Consider the following 2,839-nt stretch of genomic DNA (forward strand, 5'->3'; position numbering starts at 1 on the left):
GGGTTGCTCACCTATTCCGTGATCGAAGGTCCGCACTTTGGCTGGACCGACATCCGGACCATCGCCGGACTGGTCGTCGCCGCCGCGGTGCTCGCCCTGTTCGCCCGTCGCGAGCTGTCCATCGCAGACCCGATCCTCGACATCCGGCTATTCGCCAACCGCTACTTTGCCACGGCCGCGGCCATGATCAGCGTCGCGTTCTTCGCCTTATTCGGGTTCATTTTTCTGATCACCCAGTACTTCCAGGCCGTCAAAGGTTACGGTCCGCTCGAAGCAGGTGTGCGCACACTGCCTTTCGCGATCGTGATGGCGGTGTTCTCGCCGATCGCGATGATCTTGTCGCACCGGTTCGGACCCCGGTTCGTGGCCGTGACGGGAGCGCTGTCCCTCTCCGGTGGTTTCGCGCTCGTTGAACTGGCGACGCCCGATTCGAGCTACTGGCTGCTCATCATAGAGGCGATGACGCTGATGGCGGTGGGTTTGGCATTCATCTCCGGCCCCTGCACGCAGATGATCATGGATGCGCTTTCGCCCGAACAGGCCGGTGCGGGTTCGGCCGTCAACGACACCACTCGTGAACTCGGGGGCACGCTGGGCGTCGCGGTCCTCGGATCGGTGCTCACCTCCGTGTACGCCACGACCGTCGGTGATCGCCTTACCGGTCTCGGGGTGTCGGCCGGTTCGGTGCATACCGCGCAGGATTCGGTGATGGCCGGTGTCGAGGTAGCCCGGCGGGCCCCGGAGGCAGTGTCCGCAAAGCTCGAAGATGTTGTGCAGCAGGTGTTTGTCGATGGCCTGCACAGCGCGGTGTGGGTGGCGGTGGCCGTCACCGCCGCTGCCGCGGCCGCCGCGGTCGGTTTGCTCCGCGGCGCCCCGCGGGGTCGGGACCAGGACACGAGCGCTGTGGCTGAAAATGCTTCCGCGGGCCCCTCAATCGGTCTGCGGTGAGCCGTTCAGCGGGCCACCTTCCGGCGGGCTCCGAGGCGCGAGATCCAGGGGGCGAAACGGTAGACGCGGTAGCCGACCTTGGCTTCGGCGGTCACCGGGGCTACGGCCTTGTTCGCATTGATCGCCTTCACGATATCCGCGGCCACCCTGTCGGGTGTGAAACCGCGCTTTCGATAAAGCTTGTCGAGCCGATCACGTTGGGCTGCTTCAGTTTCGGCGTCGACACCGGCGATACGGGTGGAGCGGACGATATTGGTGTCGACGATGCCGGGGCAGATCGCGGTGACGCCGATACGATGTTCGGTCAGCTCGCCGCGCAGCGACTCCGAGAACATCAGCACCCCGGCCTTGGCGGCCGAATACAAGCCGAGGTCGCGGGATGGGGTGAACGCCGCCGCCGACGACACATTGACGATGTGCCCGCCGACACCGCGCTCGACCATCTGCCTGCCGAATTCGCGGCTGCCGGTGATCACACCACGCAGATCTACCGCCAGGAGCTTGTCGACCTGCTCGTCGGTTGCCGCCAAAGCTGAACCGGCCAAGGCGATGCCGGCATTGTTGATGACGATGTCGGCCACTCCGTGCCGCTCGCGGACCTGTGCGGCGAAGGCGACGAACCCCGCGGTGTCGGCGACGTCGAGCAGGTACGCGGTCGCCGTGACGCCGAACCGCTTGCATTCACGGACCGTCTCGTCGGCGGCATCGAGATCGATGTCGGCGAGTATCAGTTCACAGCCCTGTTCGGCCAGCGCGTAAGCGGTTTCGCGGCCGATGCCACTGCCCGCGCCGGTGACGACGGCCAACTTGCCCGCCATCGGTCCCGGCGAACCCAGAATGCGCGACCGGTCGACCGAATCGCGGCCATCGGATTCGATTCCTGCTCTCGCCCTGATGAATTCGCGGGTGACATCAGCCAGATAGTCCGGTCGGGTAAGGGGCAGCCAATGGCCTGTCGGGCTGGTGCGCCGCCACAGCCGTTCGGCGTAGAGGTGGGTGTCGTCGAAGATGGCCGGACGCAACGCGATATCGCGTTCGTTGACGATCTCGAGCACCGGGACCGACGTGTGCCGGGGATCGGGTGCGGCCAGCTTGGGACGGATGTTGGCGCGGTACAGCCGGAGCCCGGAGATCATGTCCTCACGCAGCGTCGGCCTGAACACCGCATTCGGCCGCGGCATGCCCTCCGCCCGGTGCAGAAACTCCCGCCAAATAGTCTGCGACCCGGTAACTCTGAAGAACAGTCCGGGAGCGACGGGTATTTGGAAGAACACGGTGTACGCCGATGACCCGGTCTGCGCCATCGCCCGGGCCAGATTGCGGGGCGTCGGCCGACGTAGCCGCGCTCGCGCCCATACGCCGAGTTGATCGAGGCTGGGACCCGACACCGACACGAACGACGCGATGCACTTGTCGGCGCCGCGCCGTCCGACGGCCTCCCAGGTGAGTACCGATCCCCAATCGTGGGCGAGGACGTGCACGGCGTTGTCGGGGCTGACGGCGTCGATCACCGCGAACAGGTCGTCGGCCATCTCACTGAGCCGGTACGGGTCGTCGCCGTCGGGCCGGTCACTGTCGCCGAAACCGCGGCAGTCGTAGGCGATGACGCGAAAGTCACCGGCCAGCATAGGGGCGACGTGGGTCCACAGGTGGTGGGTGTCGGGCCACCCGTGGACCAGTAGGACGGTCGGCCGAGGGTCATCACCCGATGGCGACGTGCCCGGCAAGGGTGATTCGAACACCGCCAGGCGGACAGCGCCGTTGTGTACATCCTCGCGCCTGCGCCATTGCGCCATGTGGCTCTCCTGACTCCGGTCCGTGAGTGGCATTGCTCACAGCAAACCCGGAGTTGGACGTTACCACCGGTTACAGGTAACTGGAAGTCGGCTGA

The 2,839-nt window shown here is 66.0% G+C and carries 2 protein-coding genes; one reads left to right on the forward strand and one right to left on the reverse strand.

Annotation, left to right across the window (positions count from 1 at the left end):
- Positions 1–948: MFS transporter (locus KDB67_RS05590; protein WP_291013455.1), on the forward strand; the 948-nt coding region annotated here is incomplete at its 5' end.
- A 5-nt stretch (positions 949–953) separates the two neighbouring features.
- Here the strand turns inward: KDB67_RS05590 and KDB67_RS05595 are convergent.
- Entirely contained in the window at positions 954–2,744 is a 1,791-nt protein-coding gene (locus KDB67_RS05595; RefSeq protein ID WP_291013457.1) for an SDR family oxidoreductase, read from the reverse strand.
- Positions 2,745–2,839: the final 95 nt, after the last annotated feature.

The organism is Gordonia sp. (in: high G+C Gram-positive bacteria) (genome assembly GCF_020438995.1).
Lineage (GTDB): Bacteria > Actinomycetota > Actinomycetes > Mycobacteriales > Mycobacteriaceae > Gordonia.